Origin of the sequence: Candidatus Sphingomonas phytovorans (genome assembly GCA_029202385.1) — a bacterium.
In the GTDB taxonomy this organism is placed as follows: domain Bacteria; phylum Pseudomonadota; class Alphaproteobacteria; order Sphingomonadales; family Sphingomonadaceae; genus Sphingomonas; species Sphingomonas phytovorans.
The window spans coordinates 1,699,131-1,718,957 of the sequence record CP119314.1 but is presented as its reverse complement, the minus strand read 5'-3'; the positions used below and the strand labels follow the sequence as shown (position 1 = coordinate 1,718,957).

Annotated in this window: 21 protein-coding genes and 1 other RNA gene; 15 read left to right on the top strand and 7 right to left on the bottom strand. The window is 66.5% G+C overall.

Features of this window, described 5'->3' with window-relative positions:
• Positions 1 to 3: 3 nt before the first annotated feature.
• The 5 genes from P0Y59_07885 to P0Y59_07865 all read left to right on the top strand — a co-directional run bounded on the left by P0Y59_07885 (position 4) and on the right by P0Y59_07865 (position 6,650).
• The gene (locus tag P0Y59_07885; GenBank protein WEK01583.1) at positions 4 to 843 is read left to right on the top strand and encodes a DUF3473 domain-containing protein; all 840 of its coding nucleotides are present in this window, start codon (positions 4 to 6) and stop codon (positions 841 to 843) included.
• A complete protein-coding gene (locus P0Y59_07880; GenBank protein WEK01582.1) occupies positions 840 to 1,913 on the top strand; it encodes a FemAB family PEP-CTERM system-associated protein in 1,074 nt (357 codons plus the stop codon). Before P0Y59_07885 ends, P0Y59_07880 begins: the two co-directional genes overlap by 4 nt.
• Entirely contained in the window at positions 1,913 to 3,124 is a 1,212-nt protein-coding gene (locus P0Y59_07875; GenBank protein WEK01581.1) for a TIGR03087 family PEP-CTERM/XrtA system glycosyltransferase, read from the top strand. The genes P0Y59_07880 and P0Y59_07875 overlap by 1 nt, the downstream gene beginning before the upstream one ends.
• Positions 3,121 to 4,668 carry an exosortase A gene (gene xrtA, locus P0Y59_07870; protein WEK01580.1) on the top strand — a complete coding sequence of 516 codons (1,548 nt, stop codon included), beginning with the start codon at positions 3,121 to 3,123 and terminating at the stop codon, positions 4,666 to 4,668. The genes P0Y59_07875 and xrtA overlap by 4 nt, the downstream gene beginning before the upstream one ends.
• An 89-nt stretch (positions 4,669 to 4,757) precedes the next feature.
• Positions 4,758 to 6,650: an amidotransferase 1, exosortase A system-associated gene (locus tag P0Y59_07865; protein WEK01579.1), complete on the top strand. Its 1,893-nt coding sequence runs from the start codon at positions 4,758 to 4,760 to the stop codon at positions 6,648 to 6,650.
• 169 nt (positions 6,651 to 6,819) lie between these two features.
• Here the strand turns inward: P0Y59_07865 and P0Y59_07860 are convergent, their stop codons facing one another.
• From P0Y59_07860 to P0Y59_07850, 3 genes are all read right to left on the bottom strand, one after another.
• Complete coding sequence (locus P0Y59_07860) at positions 6,820 to 7,251, bottom strand: MAPEG family protein (GenBank protein ID WEK01578.1); 432 nt, start codon at positions 7,249 to 7,251, stop codon at positions 6,820 to 6,822.
• A 178-nt stretch (positions 7,252 to 7,429) separates the two neighbouring features.
• Positions 7,430 to 8,479: a deoxyhypusine synthase gene (locus P0Y59_07855; protein WEK01577.1), complete on the bottom strand. Its 1,050-nt coding sequence runs from the start codon at positions 8,477 to 8,479 to the stop codon at positions 7,430 to 7,432.
• A gap of 145 nt (positions 8,480 to 8,624) precedes the next feature.
• Positions 8,625 to 9,845 (bottom strand): type III PLP-dependent enzyme, encoded by a 1,221-nt coding sequence (locus P0Y59_07850; GenBank protein ID WEK01576.1) that lies wholly within the window; start codon positions 9,843 to 9,845, stop codon positions 8,625 to 8,627.
• A gap of 134 nt (positions 9,846 to 9,979) precedes the next feature.
• On the opposite strand from P0Y59_07850, the gene P0Y59_07845 reads away from it, so the two are divergent.
• A complete protein-coding gene (locus P0Y59_07845; protein WEK01575.1) occupies positions 9,980 to 10,948 on the top strand; it encodes a threonine/serine dehydratase in 969 nt (322 codons plus the stop codon).
• A 1-nt stretch (position 10,949) separates the two neighbouring features.
• Positions 10,950 to 11,150 carry a hypothetical protein gene (locus P0Y59_07840; GenBank protein WEK01574.1) on the top strand — a complete coding sequence of 67 codons (201 nt, stop codon included), beginning with the start codon at positions 10,950 to 10,952 and terminating at the stop codon, positions 11,148 to 11,150.
• Positions 11,151 to 11,262: 112 nt separating this feature from the next.
• On the opposite strand, the gene P0Y59_07835 is transcribed toward P0Y59_07840, so the two are convergent.
• Complete coding sequence (locus tag P0Y59_07835; protein WEK02533.1) at positions 11,263 to 11,919, bottom strand: alpha/beta hydrolase; 657 nt, start codon at positions 11,917 to 11,919, stop codon at positions 11,263 to 11,265.
• A gap of 109 nt (positions 11,920 to 12,028) precedes the next feature.
• Here P0Y59_07835 and P0Y59_07830 point away from each other — a divergent pair, with 109 nt between their 5' ends.
• From P0Y59_07830 to ffs, 6 genes are all read left to right on the top strand, one after another.
• Positions 12,029 to 13,099, top strand: coding sequence for an aminotransferase class V-fold PLP-dependent enzyme (locus P0Y59_07830; GenBank protein ID WEK01573.1), 1,071 nt, complete (start codon positions 12,029 to 12,031; stop codon positions 13,097 to 13,099).
• The gene (locus P0Y59_07825; protein ID WEK02532.1) at positions 13,096 to 14,190 is read left to right on the top strand and encodes a cysteine desulfurase family protein; all 1,095 of its coding nucleotides are present in this window, start codon (positions 13,096 to 13,098) and stop codon (positions 14,188 to 14,190) included. Before P0Y59_07830 ends, P0Y59_07825 begins: the two co-directional genes overlap by 4 nt.
• Positions 14,187 to 14,519, top strand: a complete 333-nt coding sequence (locus tag P0Y59_07820; GenBank protein ID WEK02531.1) for a 2Fe-2S iron-sulfur cluster-binding protein — start codon at positions 14,187 to 14,189, stop codon at positions 14,517 to 14,519. Before P0Y59_07825 ends, P0Y59_07820 begins: the two co-directional genes overlap by 4 nt.
• Before the next feature lie 44 nt (positions 14,520 to 14,563).
• Positions 14,564 to 14,785, top strand: a complete 222-nt coding sequence (locus P0Y59_07815) for a hypothetical protein (protein ID WEK01572.1) — start codon at positions 14,564 to 14,566, stop codon at positions 14,783 to 14,785.
• 38 nt (positions 14,786 to 14,823) lie between these two features.
• On the top strand, positions 14,824 to 14,991 hold the full coding sequence (locus P0Y59_07810; protein WEK01571.1) for a hypothetical protein: 168 nt from the start codon (positions 14,824 to 14,826) through the stop codon (positions 14,989 to 14,991).
• A gap of 39 nt (positions 14,992 to 15,030) precedes the next feature.
• An RNA gene (ffs, locus tag P0Y59_07805) (signal recognition particle sRNA small type) lies at positions 15,031 to 15,128 on the top strand.
• A 3-nt stretch (positions 15,129 to 15,131) separates the two neighbouring features.
• Here the strand turns inward: ffs and P0Y59_07800 are convergent.
• Positions 15,132 to 15,545: an NIPSNAP family protein gene (locus P0Y59_07800; GenBank protein WEK01570.1), complete on the bottom strand. Its 414-nt coding sequence runs from the start codon at positions 15,543 to 15,545 to the stop codon at positions 15,132 to 15,134.
• A gap of 141 nt (positions 15,546 to 15,686) precedes the next feature.
• On the opposite strand from P0Y59_07800, the gene P0Y59_07795 reads away from it, so the two are divergent.
• Together P0Y59_07795 and P0Y59_07790 are read left to right on the top strand one after the other, a co-directional pair.
• Positions 15,687 to 17,336, top strand: coding sequence for a DNA polymerase III subunit gamma/tau (locus P0Y59_07795; protein ID WEK01569.1), 1,650 nt, complete (start codon positions 15,687 to 15,689; stop codon positions 17,334 to 17,336).
• Complete coding sequence (locus P0Y59_07790) at positions 17,336 to 17,659, top strand: YbaB/EbfC family nucleoid-associated protein (GenBank protein WEK01568.1); 324 nt, start codon at positions 17,336 to 17,338, stop codon at positions 17,657 to 17,659. Before P0Y59_07795 ends, P0Y59_07790 begins: the two co-directional genes overlap by 1 nt.
• Before the next feature lie 55 nt (positions 17,660 to 17,714).
• Here the strand turns inward: P0Y59_07790 and mtgA are convergent, their stop codons facing one another.
• Positions 17,715 to 18,410: a monofunctional biosynthetic peptidoglycan transglycosylase gene (gene mtgA / locus P0Y59_07785; GenBank protein WEK01567.1), complete on the bottom strand. Its 696-nt coding sequence runs from the start codon at positions 18,408 to 18,410 to the stop codon at positions 17,715 to 17,717.
• A gap of 150 nt (positions 18,411 to 18,560) precedes the next feature.
• Positions 18,561 to 19,823, bottom strand: a complete 1,263-nt coding sequence (locus tag P0Y59_07780) for an NAD(P)/FAD-dependent oxidoreductase (protein WEK01566.1) — start codon at positions 19,821 to 19,823, stop codon at positions 18,561 to 18,563.
• Positions 19,824 to 19,827: the final 4 nt, after the last annotated feature.

Here is a 19,827-nt window from a genome sequence, read left to right as displayed (position 1 = left end):
ATCATGCGCAATGCCCTTTCAGTCGATGTCGAGGACTGGTTCCAGGTCGGCGCCTTCGAGAAGGTGATCGACAAGGCCGACTGGGATTCGCTCGCGCCGCGCGTCGAGCGGAATACCGACGCGGTGCTCGCGCTGTTCGGCGAGAGCGGGGTGAAAGGGACCTTCTTCACGCTCGGCTGGGTGGCGCAGCGCTATCCGGCGCTGATCCGGCGGATCGTCGAGCAGGGGCATGAGCTGGCAAGCCATGGCTGGGACCATCAGCGGGTCTTCACCATGGACGCGGCGCAGTTCCGCGCCGATCTCGCCCGGTCGCGCAAAGTGCTGGAGGATGCGGGCGGCGTAGCGGTGACGGGCTATCGCGCGCCGAGCTTCTCGATCGACAAGCGCACCCCCTGGGCTCACCCGGTGCTGGCTGAGGAGGGCTATGCCTATTCGTCCAGCGTCGCGCCGGTGCGGCACGACCATTATGGCTGGCCCGAGGCGCCGCGCTTCGCGTTCCGGCCGGTGGCAGATGCTGCGCTGATCGAGGTGCCGGTGACGATCGCCGATATCGGCGGGCGCAGGCTCGCGACCGGCGGCGGGTTCTTCCGGCTGTTTCCGGCGGCGCTGACCAACTATGCGATCCGGCAGGTGGCGGGCGAGGGGCATCCGGCGGTCTTCTATTTCCATCCCTGGGAGATCGATCCCGGCCAGCCGCGGGTGGCCAATGCGCCGGTCAGGTCGAAGCTCCGCCACTACAGCCGGCTCGGCGCGATGGCGGGCAAGCTCCGGACGCTGATCAGACGGCATGACTGGGGCCGGATGGATGCGGTGGTCGCCGAAGCCCGTATCGGGATGGCGTGAACATGCCGCTCGTCTCGGCGCCGCTAGGGCTGCGCGCTGTCGACCTGCGCGACGCGGCGGAGCTAGCGCGGCTCGACTCGTTCGTGCGCGCGCACCCGGAAGGCACGCCGTTCCATCTGCCGGCGTGGAGCGCGGCGGTCGCGAAAGGCTGCGGGCAGCGCAGCCACACGCTGGTGGCAGAGCGCGCCAACGGGTCGCTGGCGGCGATGCTGCCGCTGACCGAGGTGCGATCGCCCTTGTTCGGCAAGGCACTCGTCTCGAACGGTTTTGCGGTCGGCGGGGGAATCCTTGCCGAGAGCGACGATGCGGTCCGGCCGCTGGGCGAGGCCGCCTGGGCCCTGGCCGAGAAGCTCGGCTGTCCGACACTGGAGATTCGCGGTGGTCCGGTCGAGGGGCCTGAATGGATTCGCGACGGCGAGACCTATCTTGGCTTCGTGCGCCCGCTCGCAGTATCCGAAGAGGCTGAACTGGCCGCCATTCCGCGCAAGCAGCGCGCCGAGGTCCGCAAGAGCCTCGACATCGATCTTGAGGTTTCGGTCGGGCGTCATGATGCCGACCTGAGGGCACATTATGCCGTCTATGCCGAGTCGGTGCGCAACCTGGGCACCCCGGTGTTTCCGGCGACGCTGTTCCGGTCTGTCCTGAAGGAATTCGGGGAGTCTGCGGATATCCTGACGATCCGATCGGGAGGGAAACCGGTGGCGAGCGTGCTGAGCCTGTACATGGACGGCACCGTCTATCCCTATTGGGGCGGGGGGACTCAGGGGGCGCGCGCGCTTCGGGCCAATGACCGAATGTATTTCGCGCTGATGGCGCATGCCAGGGCCAAAGGCTGCACGCGTTTCGACTTCGGACGCTCAAAGACTGGAACCGGACCTGCCGCATTCAAGAAGAACTGGGGTTTCCAGGGTGTTCCCTTGATGTATGCTAAGCGCGCGGCGGCCGGGGAAACGCCGCGCGAAATCAACCCGTTGAATCCGCGCTATCGATTCCAGGTCGAGGCGTGGAAGAAGCTGCCGCTTTGGGTCGCGAACGGGATTGGGCCGCACATTTCCAGAGGACTCGGCTGATGGGCGACATCCTGTTCCTGGCGCATCGCGTGCCCTATCCGCCGGATCGGGGCGACAAGATCCGCGGGTTCAACATCCTGAAGTTCCTGTCGGCGCGCAAACGGGTCCATCTGATCGCGTTCGCCGACGACACGCGCGACATGAAGCAGAAGAGCGGACTGGCGAAATTCACCGGCAACCGATCGATCATCTGGCGTTCCAAGCCGCGCGCGGTGGCGGCGCTGGAGGCGATCTTCACGCGCAAGCCAGTATCGCTGACGGCATTCGAGAACCGTCCGCTCCGCGAGCAGGTCGAGCGGATCCTGTCGGCGCATTCGATCGACACGATCTACGTCTATTCGAGCCAGATGGCGCAATATCTGCCGTCGCGGCCGCGGCAGCGCGTGATCATGGATTTCTGCGACATGGATTCGGCGAAGTTCACCGCTTACGCGAAGACCGCCAAGGGCCCGACGGCGTGGTTCATGAAGCGCGAGGCGAAGATGCTGTTCAGCCACGAGCGCGCCGTCGCCAAGATCGCCGATGCCAGCCTGTTCGTCAGCGCGGCCGAGGCGGAGCTGTTCAGGTCGAAGACCGGCGCCGAGCGGGTGCATGTCGTGGAGAACGGCATCGATACCGAATTCTTCGATCCGGTCGCCCATTTCAAGCGGATCGACACGACCGGCGAGCTGATGGTCTTCACCGGCCAGATGGATTACCGCCCGAATATCGAGGCCGTGACCTGGTTCGTCGAGACGATCCTGCCGCATGTCCGCATACGCCACCCGCAGGCACGTTTCGCGATCGTCGGGCGCAACCCGACTGAAGCGGTGAGGGCGCTGGCGAAGCAGCCGGGCGTGATCGTCACGGGCGAGGTCGCCGATGTGCGCGGCTGGCTGGCGGCGGCATCGGTCGTCGTCGCGCCGCTGAAGTTGGCGCGCGGCGTGCAGAACAAGGTGCTCGAGGCGATGGCGATGGCGCGCCCGGTCGTCGCTTCGGCCGCCGCGGCCGAGGGGATCGACCATGGCGGTACGATCCGCACCGGTGCGACGGTCGGCGAGATCGCCGAGGAAGTGATCGCCGTGCTGGACAATCCGACTTCGGCGAGCGTCATGGGCCGCGAGGCACGCGAGCAGGTGCAGAAGCGCTATAGCTGGCAGGCATGTCTGGCGCCGCTCGACTCGATCCTGGGAATCCGGGTGAAGGCACCGCCGAAGAGGTCGGCTGCATGACCGTCGCATTCCCGGCGGCCGAGGTCGCGGCCGGGAACAAGGCGCGCGGATTCGATGCCCATTGGCGGCGTCACGCGACGATCCTTGCCGGGGCCGCGATCGCGCTGTTGCTGCTGTTCCGGGCCGACACCGCCGATCTTGCGCGCATCTGGTGGACCAGCACGACCTTCGGGCATTGCCTGTTCATCGCCCCGGTCATCGGCTGGCTGGTGTGGCAGCGCCGGATGGAGCTTGCGCAGCTGACGCCGGTCGCGTGGTGGCCGGGGCTTGCGCTAGTCGCCGTCGGCGGATTCGGCTGGCTGCTCGGCGACGCGGCGGGTGTCGCGCTGGCGCGGCATCTCGGGCTGGTGATCATGCTCCAGGGCGCGGTCGTGACGATCCTTGGCCCCAATGTCGCCCGGGGGCTGCTGTTCCCGCTGTGCTACGCCTTCTTCATGGTGCCGTTCGGCGAGGGGCTTGAAGGGCCGCTCCAGACAGTTACCGTCGAGATGGTGATGCCGCTGCTGCATCTGTTCGGTGTGCCGGCACATGTCGATGGCGTACTCATCACCATCCCCAACGGCTATTTCGAGGTGGCCGAGGCCTGTTCCGGCGCGAAATTCGTCATCGCGATGATCGCCTATGGCACGCTGGTGGCGAATGTCTGCTTCACCTCCTGGACCCGGCGCGCGATCTTCATGATCGTCGCGCTGATCGTGCCGGTCATCGCCAACGGCCTGCGCGCGTTCGGGACGATCTATGCGGCGTACCTCACCTCGGTGGAGCGGGCGACGGGCATGGACCATATCGTCTATGGCTGGGTGTTCTTCGGCGTGGTGATGGCGGCGGTGCTGGCGATCGGCTGGCGCTGGTTCGACCGAGCGCCGGATGCGCCGGTGTTCGACCCCGCGCGATTGCAGGCCGAACCGAAGCGGCGGATCGACGCGCTGGTCGCGGCGGCACTGGTGCTGACCGCCGCCGGCATCTTCCCGGCCTGGTCGGCCGCGATCGCGGGGCGGGCGCAGGCACTGCCGAACGCGATCACGCTGCCGGAGGTGCCCGGCTGGCACCGCGCGCCGATGAGCGTGCGCGCGCCCTGGGCACCCTATTATCCGGGTGCGGACCATTATCTGATCGGGCGGTACGAGAATGGCCGGGGCGATGCCGTTGACCTTGCCGTGGCGGTGTATGGCAGCCAGCATGAAGGCAAGGAACTGGTGTCGTTCGGCGTCGGCGCGATCCGCGAGGACGATGTCTGGGTACGCATCGAGGACCTGCCCGATATCGCGGGCGGATCGGTCATCCGGGCGACCGCGCCGGGGCCGGTCGAGCGCCGGATCGCCACCTGGTACCGGGTCGGCGACGTGGTGACTCACGATGACCGGGCGGTGAAGCTCGAAACGCTCAAGGCACGGTTGCTCGGCGGGCCACAGCGGGCAGTGGCGGTGCATGTCTCGGCCGAGGTGATGCCGGGCCGCGATCCGCGCGCCGCCATCGAGGCCTTTCTCGCCGCGCTGGGGCCGATCGACGTGCTGGCGGATCGCAGCGCGGGCATGCCGCGCTGAGCCGGCGGCGATTTGGGGCGCGTCGAGCTTGTCGAAGCATCGTGCTTCCTGTCTAGCAGACGGGTGACGAAGGGGTGGGGACTTAACTGATGTGCGGCATCGCCGGGATCTTCTATCCCGCCACGCCCAAGCCGGTCGATCCGGCCCGAATCGCCGCCATGGCGGACGCCCAGGCGCATCGCGGGCCCGATGGATCGGGCGTGTGGACCGCACCGGGCGTCGGGCTGGGGCATCGCCGCCTGTCGATCATCGACGTTGCGGGCAGCCCGCAGCCAATGGCCAGCGCCGATGGCTCGCTGACCGTCACCTATAATGGCGAAATCTATAATTTCGCCGAGCTGCGCGCCGAACTGCAGGCGCTTGGCGCGATCTTCGTCACCAGGGGCGATACCGAGGTGTTGCTCCATGGCTGGGCGCTCTGGGGACCAACAATGCTCGACCGGCTGAACGGCATGTTCGCCTTCGCGCTGCATGATGCGCGAAGGCAGAGCCTGTTCCTGGCGCGCGACCGGCTCGGGGTGAAGCCGCTCCATTATGTCGAACTGTCGGACGGCGGCGTTGCCTTCGCGTCCGAACTTAAGGGCCTGCTTGCCCATCCGCTGCTGCGACGCTCGCCCGATATCCGCGCGGTCGAGGATTATATGGCGTTTGGCTATGTGCCGGACGATGCCTGCCTGATCGCAGGCGTGAAGAAACTGCCCGGCGGCCATTCGCTGCTGCTCGAACGGGGCAAGTCGCTTCCCGCGCCGTCGCGCTGGTGGGATGTCGATTTCTCGCGGCGGGCTACCGGCAAGCAGAAGGCGCTTGAAGAGGAACTGGTCGAGCGGCTGCGCGAGGCAGTGACCTCGCGGATGGTTTCGGACGTGCCGCTCGGTGCATTCCTGTCAGGCGGGGTCGACAGCTCCGCGGTGGTCGCGCTGATGGCCGAAGCGTCGAAGCGCGCGGTGAAGACCTGCACGATCGGGTTCGACGAGGCAGGGCACGACGAACGATCCTATGCGAACGAGATCGCCAGGCGCTTCGCCACGGAGCATCGCGAACGCGTGGTGGCGGCGGATGATTTCGCGTTGATCGACACGCTCGTTGCCAGCTTTGACGAACCCTTTGCCGATGCGTCTGCGCTGGCGACCTACCGCGTATGCGAACTGGCCCGCGAGAATGTGACGGTGGCCCTTTCCGGCGACGGCGCTGACGAAGCGTTCGCCGGATATCGTCGCTACAAGTTCCAGGCGGCCGAGGAACGCGTGCGGGCGCTGTTGCCGCCCTCGATCAGGGCAGGTACGTTCGGGGCGCTCGGGCGCTTCTATCCCAAGGCCGACTGGGCGCCGCAACGGCTGCGGGCGAAGACGACGCTGCTCGCGCTCGCCGAGGACGGCGCGGAGGCCTATGCGCGATCAGTCGGCGTGACGACGCCGACGCTGCGCGGGCTGCTCTTTTCCGATGAGGCGAAGCGGGCGCTGGGCGGTCACCGTGCCGAAGACCGCTATGTCCGAAGCATGCGCGATGCGCCCGCGCGCGATGCGATCGACCGCGCGCAATATGCCGATTTCCAGCACTGGCTGCCCGGCGACATCCTGACCAAGGCTGACCGGACCAGCATGGCGGTGAGCCTTGAGGCACGCGAACCGCTGCTCGATTACCGGCTCGTCGAATTCGCGGCCAGCCTGCCCGTCTCGATGCGGCTCAGGCGCGGGCAGGGCAAATGGCTGATGAAGAAGGCGATGGAGCGCTATCTGCCGCGCGACATCCTGTATCGGCCCAAGATGGGCTTCGTCACGCCGATCAGCGCCTGGTTCCGCGGGCCGCTGGCGGGAGAGGCGGCGGCGCTGGCGAAATCGCGTGTACTGACCGGCACCGGCTGGTTCGATCCGCGCGCGATCGAGCGGATCGCGGCCGACCACCGCGCCGGTCGCGCAGAGCACGGCCGGACGTTGTGGCAGCTGGTAATGCTCGAACGATCGATGGCGCGGCTGTTCGGGTAGGCCGACGCGTTTCTATTCCCCCCGTTCGTCCCGAGTGCCGTCGAGTATGTCGAGACGGCGCATCGAGGGAGGCGTGTTGCGCACTCCAACTGTGCCTCGATACGGGCCCTCGATATGCCTTCGGCTACTCGATCCTTACTCGGCACGAACGGGTGGAATGAAGTGTCGCTCAAAACACGATCATCGCCGCATGGAGAGTCAGCGCGATCAGGCAGAGGGTGGCGAGGGTGAAGATCGAGAAGCGGACGATCACCCGGTTTACCGTCACCTGCACGATGCTGTGCACCACGCGCAGGCCGACATAGGCCCAGGCGATCGTCAGGTTGATGCCGCCGCCGGCGCCGAGCAGCGCCAGGGTGAGAGCGACGGCGTAGAACAGAGTCGGCTGTTCCATCAGGTGGTTGTAATTGTCCGCCGGCCATTGCGCCTGGGGCGGGATGATCGCCTTCAGGTCAGCACCATTGCCGCCGACGAGGTTCTTCGTGTCGATCTTCGCGGCGTTCATCGCCGGAATTCGCTTCGCGTACATCCAGAGCCACATCACGAGGCTCCAGGCGATCAGCGCGACGACGGGCGCGAGAATCGGGCTGTGGTCAGTCATTTCGGCAACTCCCCCTTTGTGCTGGGACGAGGCTGCCTCAATCGTGACGGGTGCGCAACTTTCAATGATGTCAGTAGTTGAAATGGACAGGGGCCCGAAGCCCGGCAATGTTGCCGCGCTCCAGACCCCTCCACCAGTCGCTCAAAACTCCTCCCAGTTCCGGGCAGGAGCCAAGATATCAGTCGAAGCTGGCGCCCCAGCGGCGCTTGGTGCGGTTCTTCCACAGGCCGCGGTGATAGGCGTCCGAGGCGAGGAGCGGCATCACGCTGCCGGCCTCGGCGAACACCATCTGCTCGATGCCGGTGTTGACCTTGCCCCAGCTTGCAGCTTCCTGCAGCGTCGAGGACGAGCAGGCGCCGTCGCGCACGTCGGCGACGGTGATCTGGACCGCGTATTTGTGGACCTGAACGTCGTCATGGCCGAGGATTTCGGCGCAGACCACGGTATCCTGGATGAAGTTCTTCGGCACGCCGCCGCCGATCATCAGCAGACCGGTGGTGCCAGCCTTGATCTTGATGTCGGTCAGCTCGCGGAAGTCCGCAATGGCGTCGAGCACCATGTACGGCTTGCCTTCCCTGGCGCGGTCGACCTGATGCTTGACCAGGCCGAAGCCGGCCGAGCTATCGACGAAGGCCGGGCAGAAGATCGGCACGTCATGCTCATAGGCGAGCTTGACCAGGCTGTTGTCCTTCTTGCCGTTCTCGACGAGATATTTGCCCATCGCGCGGATGAACTCGCGGCTTGAATAGGGACGTGCTTCGAGCGAGTTGGCGATCTCATAGATCGTGTGGTCGCAATCCTGGAGCTGCTCTTCGTCGATGTACGTGTCGTAGATCCGATCGATCAGCAGCGAACGCAGCGTGTCGTCGTCCGGCACTTCGAGCGCCTGATAATGCTTGTGGCCAAGGCCTTCGAAGAAATCCATGTCGACGATCGACGCGCCGGTCGCGACCACGCCGTCGATCATGTTGTTGCGCAGTAGCTCGGCATAGAGATCCATGCAGCCGCCGGCCGACGTGGAGCCGGCGATCACCAGGAAGATCGAGCAATCGGGATCGGCGAGCATCTGGTTGTAGATGTCGGTCGCGCGGCCGAGATCGCGGCTGGTGAAGCTCATCTTCTTCATCGCGTCGACGATCGGGCGCGCGTCGAACTTGGTGATGTCGATATGCTCGACCTGAGTCGAAAGCAGCTCTGCCTTGCGGGTGTCGTTGATGGTTTCGGTCATTGGTCGCTCCATAAATTCCCCTCCCGCTTGCGGGAGGGGCTAGGGGAGGGCATGTCGCCGCAACCCCAATGAATACAAATACAGGCCCTCCCCCGACCCCTCCCGCAAGCGGGAGGGGGGAAGAACGACCGGTAATAAGTGCTGGTTACAGCGTGACGACGTTCGAAGCGACCTCGCGCTCGTCGCCGAGGTACAGCGACGCCATCGGCTCGTCGGAGACGATCACCGTCTCGTCCGATCCGAAGCCGTTGAACGCAGTGCGCATCGCCGAGCCATAAGCGCCGAGCATACCGATCTCGATATAGTCGCCGGCACCGATGTCGGCTGGCAGCATGAACGGACCGGCCATGTGATCCATGTCGTCGCAGGTCGGGCCGTAGAAGCTGAATTCCATCAGCTTGGCCCGGCTGTCCGGCTCGCGCAGCAGCTCGACCGGGAAGCGCCAGCCAATATGCGCCGCATCGAACAACGCGCCATAGGCACCGTCGTTGATGTAGAGCTCATCGCCACGGCGACGCTCGACCCGTACGATCAGCGAACTGTACTCGGCGCACAGTGCACGGCCGGGCTCGCACCACAGTTCGGACGAGTAGCTGACCGGCAGGCTTTCGAATGCGCGGTGGATCGTCTCGAAATAGCGCTCGAGCGGAGGAGGCTCCATGCCCGGATAGGTCGAGGGGAAGCCGCCGCCGACGTCGATGACGTCGACCGTGACCGCCGCATCGACGATCGCCGCGCGGACACGCTCCATTGCCTGGGCATAAGCCTCGGGCGTCATCGCCTGGGAGCCGACATGGAAGCAGATGCCAAGGGCATCGGCAGCCTGGCGTGCGGCGAACAGCAGCGCCTTGGTCTCGCCCGGCGCCGCGCCGAACTTCGACGCGAGGCTGAGCTTCGAATGCTCCGAGGATACGCGCAGGCGGACGCACAGCGTCAGATCCTGAGCTGACCGGGTCGCGCGGACGATCTTGTCCAGTTCCTCGATCGAATCGAGCGAGAAGACGCGGACGCCGTGCGTGAAATACGCCTCCTCGATCGCTTCCTCGGCCTTGACCGGGTGCATGAAGCACAGGGTCGCGCCGGGAATGGTGCGGGAGACGAGCCGGACCTCGGCGATCGAGGCCACGTCGTAATGCGTGATTCCGCTCTCCCACAGGACCTTCAGCAGGTCCGGCGAGGGATTGGCCTTCACGGCATACATCGAGCGGCCCGGAAACTTCTCCACGAAGAAGCGGGCGGCACGCGATGCGGCGTGCGGGCGAATGAGCGTTACCGGCTGAACCGGTCCGTGCTTAGCGATCTCGAAACCGCGGGTCGCGGTCGAAAGGGTGGTCGCTAACCCCAGCGCGCTATGATGCTTGTGCAACTCAAGGGACCTCCAAGTGCCTGATGGCGGACGAAAGCTGCCTTGCGGTTGGAAGTCCCATGGGGCAGCGGGAAGCGCGAAATAGGGTCGACTTTCTCCAATGTAAAGTGGAATTGGACCCACGGAGACGTAATGTGACATTTGTGCGACAACCTACCCGTGCCGGCGTGCGTGACGCGGCAGCCAAGATCGCGGCGATCCTGCCGCCATCGCCGCTGTTCGTCGTGGAAATTCGTGGAATTCCAGTGGCTTTCAAGGCTGAGTCGCTGCAGCCGATCGGCGCGTTCAAGCTGCGCGGGGCATGGCATCGGCTCACCGCAATCGACGGAGAATCGCGCGCGAAAGGCGTCGTGGCTTTCTCTTCGGGGAATCATGCGCAGGGCGTGGCCTGGGCGGCGAAGCGGCTGGGCATGCCAGCGGTAATCGTGATGCCGGCCGACGCGCCGAAATCGAAGCGCGACGGGACTCTGGCCCTGGGGGCGGAGGTGGTCGACTACGACCGTGCGACCCAGAGCCGGGAGACGATCGCAGCGCGACTCGCCGAGGCGCGCGGCGCGGTGCTGGTGCCGAGCTTCGACGATCCCTGGATCATCGAAGGGCAGGGTAGCGCCGGAATCGAAGCGTCGGCGCAGATGGTCGAGCGTGGACTGGGCGAGCCTGTCCAGGCGATCGTGCCGTGCGGCGGCGGCGGGCTGGCGGCGGGAATCACGCTTGGCCTGCGCGACGCGTTCATCACCGTGGCCGAGCCGGAAGGCTGGGACGATATGCGGCGGTCGCTCGAGGCCGGCTGGATCGAGCCGGTCGGCCCGAATCCACCGCGCACGGCGTGCGACGCGTTGCAGACCACGCTTGTCTCTCCGCTGACTTTCGACGTGCTGTCGCGGCGCGGGGTGCAGGGCGTGGCGGTGAGCGAAGCAGAGATTCGGACGGCGCAGCGCTGGGCGGCGGAACAGTTGCGTCTGGTGGTCGAGCCCGGTGGCGCGGTGGCGCTCGCCGCGCTGCTGGCGGGGAAGGTCGAGCTGACTCAGGGGACGCTGGTTACCCTCTCGGGCGGAAATGTGGATCTTGCGGCCTATGGCGCCGTGCTGGCCGGGAGCGAATAGGATGGGCGGCTATTACGGTACATTGGGCGGCGTGGCCCAGGCGATGGCGGCCTCCGCCCCGGCGATCAGCATGCTCGCGGTGTTCGCGCTGGTGCTTGGCGGTGTCGCGCTCTGGGTGAAGAAGGGCGATCGGCAGAAGGCCGTGCTGATGTTGGTGCTGGCAGTGGTGATCTTCGCCAACGTGGTGATCTGGACGCTCTAAATCCTTCTCTCATCGGGAGAAGGTGGTGCGTAGCGCCGGATGAGGGTGTCTGAGCACCACCCTCATCCTCCCGCCGCTTCTTCCCTCTCCCGCCGGGAAAGGGGAAGAGGAATCACCGAATCGGGGAGTTCGGATCGAGGCGCATGTCGAGATAATGATCCACCGAGCCCATCAGTTCGGGCATCTCATGCTCGAAGAAGTGGTTCGCCTTGGGAATCGTGTCGTGATGGATCGTGATGTGCTTCTGCGTGCGCAGCTTGTCGACCAGCTTCTGGGTCGCAAGCGGGGTCACGACCTCATCCGACTCGCCCTGGATGATGATGCCGGAGGCAGGGCACGGGGCGAGGAAGGTGAAGTCGTACATGTTCGCGGGCGGCGCGATCGAGATGAAACCACGGATTTCCGGGCGGCGCATCAGGAGCTGCATGCCGATCCAGGCGCCGAAGCTCACCCCGGCGATCCAGGTGGTCGATGCCTCGGGATGGAAGCTCTGCACCCAGTCGAGCGCGCTCGCCGCATCGGACAGTTCGCCGACGCCGTTGTCGAACGTGCCCTGGCTCTTGCCGACGCCGCGGAAGTTGAAGCGCAGCGTGGCGAAGCCGCGGCGCTGGAACGTCTTGTAGAGTTCCTGCACGATGCGGTTGTTCATCGTGCCGCCCGAGGACGGGTGCGGATGCAGGATCATGGCGACCGGCGCGCGCGGGCGCGGCGCGGGAGCAAAACGACCTTCGAGACGGCCGTCGGGGCCGGGGAAAATGACTTCTGGCATGTGACCTGCTGACAAAAATTCGGTGAGCGCGTGGGCCGCGCGGAATTGGGCGCTATATAGGCATCGAGCGCCCTGGCGCAATCATTCTGCCTTTTGGAGACCGCAGGGCTTGGCCGACCGCATCTATCTCGATCATGCAGCGACGACGCCGATGCTGCCCGAAGCGGTGGCGGCGATGGCTGAGGGCATGGCGCGCTGGGCCAATCCGTCGTCCCCGCATGCCGAGGGACGCGCGGCCCGCGCGGCGCTCGAGGACGCGCGGGCACGGATCGCCGCTGCCTATGGCTGGGCCGGGGAGACGATCCTCACCAGCGGGGCAAGCGAATCGCTGGGGATCGCGCTGAACCGCTCAGTTGCTGATCGGCGGGCGATCTCCGCAGTGGAGCATGATTCGGTGATGCGAGTCGCGCTGGATGCGACGGTGCTGCCCGTGGATTCGACCGGTGTCATCGATGGCACGGCGCTGGCGGATGTGCTTGGGGTAGCGGGGCGTATCCTGGTCGCGGTGCAATGGGCCAACAGCGAGACGGGCGTGCGCCAGCCGGTCGCGGCGATTGCCGAAGCGGTCCATGCCGCCGGCGGCCTGTTGCTGGTCGACGCGGCGCAGATGCCGGGCGGGGCTGATCCGGCGGTGGCGGCTCATGCGGATTTCGTCGCCATCTCCGCGCACAAGCGCGGCGGGCCGCCGGGTGTGGGCGGGTTGCTGGTGCGCGATGTCGCCACGCTGATACCGACCGGCGGGCAGGAACGCGGCTATCGCGCGGGGACAGAGAATTTGCCCGGCGCGCTTGGCTTCGCTGCGGCGCTGGGCGTGCCGGAGGATGTCGGACGCCTGGCTGCGCTTCGGTCGAAGCTGGACGATGCCCTGTCGCGCTCGGGCGGCGAGGTGGTGGCGCAGGGCCAGCATCCAGCGATCGGCGCTTATCGAATGCGCGGGCTGGCCGCGACGACTCAGTTGATCCGGTTCGACATGGCGGGGATCGCCGTGTCGGCGGGCAGTGCCTGCTCCTCGGGCAGCATGAAGCCGAGCCATGTGCTGGGCGCGATGGGGTGGAGCGTCGATACATCCCGCGAGGTGGTGCGGGTCAGTTTCGGGCGGTCCACCACCGAGGCCGATATCGACGCGTTCATCGCCGAATGGCGCAGCGTGTCGCGCGCGGCGCGGGCGTTCGCGGCATGATCTATCTCGATTATCAGGCGACGACGCCGCTCGCGCCCGAGGCGCTGGCCGCGATGCTGCCCTGGCTTCAGGGCCAGCACGCCAACCCGCATTCGGCGCACGCGCCGGGGAGGGCGGCAAAGGCTGCTGTCGAGGTGGCGCGGGATGTGGTGGCGGCGCTGTTGCCTGTGGGCGGCTCGGTAGGCTTCACCGGTGGGGCGACCGAGGCGATCAACTGGGCACTGAAAGGCGTGGGGCAGGGCGGCATCATCACCCTGGCAACGGAACATGCCGCGACGCTCGATACGGTCGAAGCGCTCGCCCGGGCGGGGCAGGCGGTGACGGTGCTGCCCGTGGGAAAGGACGGGCTGGTCGACCTCGACGCGGCGCGGGCGGCGATCCGGCCCGGAACGGCGCTGGTCTCGGCCATGCTGGTCAATAACGAGATCGGCGTGATCCAGCCGATCGCCGAGCTTGCCGCGATCGCCCATGAGGCAGGGGCGCTGTTCCTGTGCGATGCGGTGCAGGGTTATGGCCGGATGGAGATTCCGCCTGCGTGCGACCTGATCGCGATCTCGGCGCACAAGATCCATGGACCGAAGGGAATCGGCGCGCTGTGGATCCGCGACGGCGTGGCGATCGAGCCGCTGCTTCATGGCGGCGGGCAGGAGGCGTCGGGGCGTTCGGGCACGCTGTCGCCCGCGCTGTGCGCCGGTTTCGGCGCGGCCGCACGGCTCGCTGCCGATTATGGTGGCGACGACGCGGCTCATGTCGCCGAGCTGTGGGACACGGCCCGCGAACGGCTGGGCGGTGACTGGATGATCAACGGGTCGATCGAGCAACGCTATCATGGCAATCTCAATATTCGCCGCGACGGGCTCGACGTGAATCGATTGATGTCCGAATTGCGCGATATTGCCTTTTCGGCCGGCTCGGCCTGTGCCAGCGGATCGGGACGGTCGAGCCACGTGCTGCGCGCGATCGGACTAAGCGAGGCGCAGGCCCGGTCGAGCATCCGGCTCGGCTTCGGGCGCTATACGACGGAAGAGGAACTGGTGATCGCCATCGACCGGATTGCCGCGGCCGCCGCCGCACAGCGGATCGCGGCCTGATGCTCGTCCGCTTCGTCCGGATCGACGGATCGGTCAGCCAGGTCGAGGCGAAGTCGGGCGACCGGCTGCTCGAGGTAGCCCAGGCCGATGGGCAGCCGCTCGAGGGCACGTGCGAGGGGCAGATGGCCTGCTCGACCTGTCATGTCATCGTCGACGCGGCGGATTTCGACCGGCTGCCGCGCGCAAGCGAGGATGAGGAGGATATGCTCGATCTCGCGGCCGGTGCGTCGCGGACCAGCCGGCTCTCCTGCCAGATCTGGCTGGACGACACGCTCGATGGACTGACGGTACGGATTCCCGGTGAGGTTCGGAACATGCAGGGCCGTTGATCATTTCGTTCCCGTGCCTTGACGGCACGGAGGAGACGATACCCATGAAGATATTGGCATTGATGGCCGCAGGCCTGATCGGCGCGGCCGCCCTTACCCCCTTGCCGGCTATGGCGTCGGGCAGCGGCCAGACCGTGGTGCATGAACGGACCACCGTTCGCCACGTGAGCCGCGGCGATCGCGGGCGCTGGAAGACGGTCTGCCGCACCGAGTGGCGCCACCATCAGCGCAAGCGGGTCTGCCGCAAGGTCCGCGTTCGCAGGTAAAATCACTTTCCGGGAGATTCTTCTAGGAAAGGAAGACGATGAAACTGATCGCCCTTATGTCAGCCGCGGCGCTTGCCGCGGCAGCGATGGCCCCGGTTGCGGCGACCGCCGCGCCGCATCACGGCGGGTGGAAGACGGTCTGCAAGACCGGCTGGCACCATGGCCACAAGACCCGTGAATGCCACAAGGTGCGCACCCGCTGGTAAAGCGGGCTTGATCAGTCCGCCCGGCTCCCCCATATGGCCCGCGGGAGTCGGGCGGACGTGGTCGTCGCCAACCCGGTCAGATCCGGAAGGAAGCAGCCGCAACGATTTCGCCGCGGGTCGTTCCGGCTCCCACCCTCAGATCATTCGAACGGCGGCGAATAGTCAGTCAGGCGCATGGTACGCATGTCGATGCCGCCCATGATCGGCGCATCGGGCGATACGGTTTCGCGCTTGATCTTCGCCCACTCGGCATCGGCCATGAACGCTGCCCAGCGCGCCTTCATCGCCTCCTCGTCCGGCCAGCGCAGCATGTAGACGAATTCCGGCTTGCCGTCGTGATCTGCCTCCCAGGTCGCCACGATGTCGAAGTCGTACCGTCGCATGATGCGCATCGCATGCTCGGCGAATCGCTTGTGGAATATCGCCTTGCTTGCGGGATTCAGCTGATAGGCGCGCATTTGATACAGCGGCTGTGCGGTTGCCGCCGAGACTGTGGCCATCGGCGATATGATCGCGGCACACGCCGCTAGGATGTACAGGATCAGTCGATACATGGGCTACTCCCTGCTCTTTGGCGCAGGTGTCGGCGATCGGACGAGATCTGGTCAAGGGCATTGAAACCACGCGTCACGCCTGCCTCGAATTGTCGACCGAACCCTTCGACATCGCGCGTTCCGATGCCTAGATAGACCGCAATGTCCGACTCCTTCGATCTTGGCGAACCGCCCCAGCCCGCGAAAGCCGAGGTCTATCGCGTCCTCGCGCGCAAATACCGGCCGCAGACCTTTGCCGAGCTGATCGGCCAGGATGCGATGGTCACCACGCTCGCCAACGCGATCAAGCGCGGGCGGCTGGCTCATGCATTCCTGCTGACCGGCGTGCGCGGGGTGGGCAAGACCTCGACGGCGCGGCTGATCGCCAAGGCGCTGAACTGCATCGGGCCCGACGGCAATGGCGGGCCGACGATCGACCCCTGCGGCGTGTGCGAGCCGTGCCGCGCCATCGCCGAAGGGCGGCATATCGATGTGATCGAAATGGATGCCGCCAGCCATACCGGCGTCGACGATGTCCGCGAGATCATCGACGCGTCGCGCTATTCGGCGGTGTCGGCGCGGTTCAAGATCTACATCGTCGACGAAGTGCACATGCTGTCGAAGAACGCGTTCAACGCGCTGCTCAAGACGCTTGAGGAGCCGCCGGCGCATGTGAAGTTCCTGTTCGCCACGACCGAGGTGAACAAGGTGCCGGTGACGGTGCTGTCGCGCTGCCAGAGGTTCGACCTGCGACGCATTCCGGCGGAGAAGCTGGCCGAGCATTTCGCGCGGGTGTCCGAGGCGGAGGGCGTGGAGGCCGAACCCGAGGCGCTGGCGCTGATCGCGCGGGCGGCGGAAGGATCGGCGCGCGACGGTCTGTCGATCCTCGACCAAGCGATCGCTCATGCTGGCATCGAGGGCGAGGGCGTGAAGGCCGGCGCGGTGCGCGAGATGCTTGGCTTGTCCGATCGGGGCGCGACGCGCGACCTGTTCGGGCTGGTGCTGAGCGGCGATGGGCAGGGCGCGCTTGCGGCGCTTCGGCGGCAATATGATTTCGGGGTCGATCCGCTTGGCGTGCTGCGCGCGCTGCTCGAGACGGTGCATGCGACGACGCTGGTGAAGCTGGGAACCGTGCCTGAAGCAGGGCAGGCGACGGAGGAGCGCGAAGCGCTGGCTGAATGGGCCGGGAAGCTGAGCTTCGCGTCGCTTCACCGGCTGTGGCAGCTGTTGCTGAAGGGTCATGACGAGGTCGCGCGCGCGGCGTTGCCGATCGAGGCGTGCGAAATGGCGCTGCTGCGGCTGATCCACGCCTCGACACTGCCCGATCCGGGCGAACTGGCGCGGATGATCGCGAACGGCGCGCCGATGGGTGGCGCGGCGCCTGCCGCGCCCGCGCCGCGCGCGGAAGTCCAGCCTGCCGAGGCGAACCTGCCCAACTCGATCCGCGACCTGATCGCGTTCCTTGAGGACAAGGGCGAGCATACGCTGGCGGTGAAGATGGCGCGGAGCGCCAGCGTGGTGCGTTTTGCCGCGCCGGAGCTGGTGTTGAGCTCCTCCCGGCCGCTGCCGGTGGACCTGATCCGGGACCTGAATATCGAACTGAAGCGGCTCACCGGCAAGCCGTGGAAGGTCACGTCGGAGGACGCGCAGGGCGAGCCGACGATCCGCGAAGTGGAAGAGGCGAAGCGCGAGGCGATGCGCGCCGCCATCCTCGACACGCCGGTCGTCAAGGCGGCGTTCGAGACGTTTCCCGATGCCGAATTTCCCGAAAGCGAACTCGACCGCCTGATGGCGGCACAACGGAGCGTATGATGAAGAGTATCGAAGACATCATGGCCATGGCGCAGAACGTCCAGGCCGAATTGACCAAGGCGCAGGCCGGTCTCGACGCGATCGAGGTCGAGGGCGCGGCCGGTGGCGGGCTGGTCAAGGTCAAGGCCTCGGCCAAGGGCCGGATCATCGGCGTCGATATCAACGAATCGCTGCTCGCGGCGAGCGAGAAGCAGATGCTTGAAGACCTGATCGTCGCTGCGTTCAACGACGCCAAGGCGAAGGCGGATGCAGCGTCGAGCGCTGAAATGTCCAAGATGACCAGCGGCATCCCGCTGCCGCCGGGGTTCAAGCTGCCCTTTTAAGGGAGCGTCCAGAGGTCGCGGCGTGGCATTTTCCGCTTCTCCGGGAGAGAAGCGGCTATCGCAGACAGGCGTCGAGACCGTCGTTGCGAACCACGCCGACCCGTCGCGAGATCGTGTTGCCGTGCCGGCGCGTGAAACCGCGGGGGTCGATGGCCGCGCGCTTCTTGGGGAGCGGCAGGACGGCGGCGATGCGGCCTGCCTCGGCGGGCGTCATGGTCGACGCGTCATGGCCGAAATAGCGGATCGAGCCGGCGTTGACGCCGTACGTGCCGATCCCCGTCTCCGCGACGTTGAGATAGACCTCCATGATCCGCCTCTTGCCCCAGATCGTCTCGATCAGGACGGTGAAATAGGCCTCGAGCGCCTTGCGCGCATAGCCGCCGCCCTGGATCAGGAAGACGTTCTTCGCGGTCTGCTGGCTGATGGTCGAGCCGCCACGGATCCGGCCGCCGCGGGCGTTGCGCTGATACGCCTTCTCGATCGCGGCGATGTCGAAGCCATGATGAGTGCAGAAACCTGAATCCTCCCCCGCGATCGCGGCGCGCGGCATGTCGGGATCGATGCGGGAGAGGGGCATCCAGGCCTTGGTGATGCCATGCCCCGCGACCGCGTCGCCGAGCATGGTCAACGTGACCGGCGGCGGCACGAAGCGATAGAGCAGCACGATCAGCAGCGACAGCAGGACGAAGGCGCCGATCGCCTTGAAGAACCAGCCGACGAGACGGCGCAGGAATGAACGACGGCGAGGCATGTCGGGTACTGGTTCCGTAGTGGCAGGGGGAAGCTCTAGCGCAGGTCGGCCGCTGGGTTGAATCGGAGCGCGTTGCGCGCCGGGAGGCCGCGCGGCGGGGGCAGCCCCGAATTCCGATGGCGGCCCCCGTTCGTCGCTCATTCGCCGCTTCTAGGCGAGGGATGCGGGCGCGGTAAACCGGCTTCGAAAGGGGAGCGTTCCGATCACTGCCTCAGCCGCCGCCACGCCGGTCTGGAAAGCACCGTGGGCGGTGGAGAAATCATGAGTCGAGCAGGCCTCCCCGGCGAAGAACAGCCGGTCCTCGACAGGGGCCGCCAGCACGGCGCGTTGCGGTGCCGCACCGACATGGGCGTGGGAATAGGAGCCGTGGATGTGCGGCTCGGCGCGCCAGCGGGTCGCCTCGACGGGGGTAAGGCGCGCGCGCCAGTCGCTGCCGAACAGGGCGACCAGTTCGCCGATCGCGAAATCGGCTGCCGCGTCGTCACCATCGATTTCGAGCCCTTCGGCGCAGTCCCCGCCGAAGAAGCATTCGATCAGCGGCAGGCCGAACGGGCCGAGGCGATAGCTTGCGGTACAGGCGCTATACGGGTTGCCGATGAGATGGCCGTTATCGGGCAGGTCGACTCCGTCAACGCGAAGGAAGACCTTGTCGGCCAGACCCAGCGGGAGCGCGGTGGCCGCCGCGTGCTTGTCGGGCAGGGGCGGATCGAAAGTGATGCGTTCCCCGGTGAGCATCGTCGGCGGTACGCAGACGATGACGCGACGGGTTTCGATGGTGCCGCGGCTGGTCTCGACGCGGACCGTCTGCGCGCGGTGGTCGATATGGGTGACGATGGTGTCGAGCCGGACGGCAAGCCCCTCGGCGTGGCGGGCGACCAGCGTGCCATATCCTTCATGCACTGCCCAATTGTCCTCGGTCGCCGAGTTCTCATAGGCAGCCCAGTCGTGGAGCGACACATGCGAGAGCGGCGCGCCATTGACGTAGCCCGAGACAGCGTCGATCAGCGGGCGCCAGGGATCGTCGGGGGCGATGAACGCCGAAAGGGGCTGGTCCGGGCCGGTGAGCGCGGCATGGGCTGCTTCCTCCCAGCGCATCCATGCCTCGTGATAGGCATGGCGCTCGGCAGGGGGGAAGCCGAGGTCGCGCCACTGCGTGCTCCAGTTGGCGGGCGAGCGATCGACGGTGAAGCCATAGTGCCCGGCGAGCTCGGTCCACGGATTGCGCCTGGCCGAGTGGAGCCAGCCGCAGCCCAGATCGACCGTCATGTCTTCGATACGCACGCTATGCGCCCTGCCGCCGAGGCGGTTGCCCGCCTCGACCAGCAGGACATCAAGCCCAGCCTCGTGGAGCCGCCGCGCAGCGGCGATCCCGGCCGCGCCGGCGCCGACGACGACCGCGTCAGCACCGGCCACGGGT